General features: G+C 74.3%; 2 protein-coding genes. Both read right to left on the reverse strand.

The features are described from left to right. Positions 1-83: 83 nt before the first annotated feature. Positions 84-872 carry a thiazole synthase gene (locus ACOADB_RS09050; protein ID WP_378597631.1) on the reverse strand — a complete coding sequence of 263 codons (789 nt, stop codon included), beginning with the start codon at positions 870-872 and terminating at the stop codon, positions 84-86. Next, positions 869-1,075, reverse strand: a complete 207-nt coding sequence (gene thiS / locus ACOADB_RS09055; protein ID WP_378597632.1) for a sulfur carrier protein ThiS — start codon at positions 1,073-1,075, stop codon at positions 869-871. Before thiS ends, ACOADB_RS09050 begins: the two co-directional genes overlap by 4 nt. Positions 1,076-1,145 lie beyond the last annotated feature (70 nt).

Below are 1,145 nucleotides of genomic sequence, written 5' to 3' on the forward strand. Positions count from 1 at the left end.
GGCTGCCGCCGCGCGCAGCACGTCGTCCAGCGTGCGACCGGGCGGCAGGAGGGTCCGGTCGGTGAGCAGGAGCAGGCGGGCGCTCATCCGGTCGCCCCGATGCGTCCGGTGACGGGGCTGGAGGCGCGGGCCGTGGCCTGCCGCGGGATCCGCCCCGCCTGTCGGGCGATCCGCCCGGCATCGACACCCAGGCGAAGCGCGCGGGCCATCGCGACCGGGTCGTCGGCGCGGGTGACAGCGGTGGCCGCCAGCACGGCGTCGCAGCCGAGCTCCATGGCGAGTGCGGCGTCGCTGGCAGTGCCGACGCCCGCATCGAGCACCACGGGCACGTCCACCGCCGCACGCACGGCCTCGATCGCGTGGGGATTCAGCACCCCGAGGCCTGAACCGATCGGTGATCCGAGCGGCATCACGGCAGCGCAGCCGGCGTCGACGAGTCGACGGGCGATGACGGGGTCGTCGGTGGAGTAGGGCAGGACCGTGAATCCGCGCCGAACCAGCTCCGCGGCGGCGTCGAGGAGCTCCACGACGTCCGGGAGCAGCGACCGATCGTCGCCGATCACCTCGAGCTTCACCCAGTTGGTCTCGAGCGCCTCCCGCGCCAGCTCCGCGGTGATCACGGCCTCGCGCGCCGACAGGCACCCGGCAGTGTTGGGAAGCAGCCGCACCCCCGCGTCGCGCAGCACCGCGAGCAGTCCGCCCTCCCCGACCGACGAGGTGCGCCGGATCGACACGGTGACCACGGCCGGCCGGGCCGCGGCCAGGATCGGCGCCACGAGGGCGACCTGCGGGAGTCCCCCGGTCCCCAGGAAGAGCCGGGAGGACAGGACCTCCCCCGCGATGACCAGGTCATCGCCGCGCGGCGTCGTCATCCGCCCTGCACCGCGGTCACGACGTCGATGACGTCGCCCTCGACGAGCACCCAGCCGGGCCAGTCGCCACGTGGCGCCACCTCGCCGTTGACGGCGACCGCGATGCCGTGGGGACGCGGGTCGTCGAAGCGGAGGGTGAGCAGGTCCGCCACGGTCGCGCGGGCCTCCAGGGTCAGTGCCTCACCGTTGTGCGTGATGGTCATGTCGTTCCTTTCCTGGCGTGCTGGTGAACCGCCGCGGGTCGACCGAGGGGTCGACCGGGGCGCCGTCGAG

Source organism: Nocardioides sp. CPCC 206348 (assembly GCF_048654705.1).
GTDB lineage: Bacteria > Actinomycetota > Actinomycetes > Propionibacteriales > Nocardioidaceae > Nocardioides.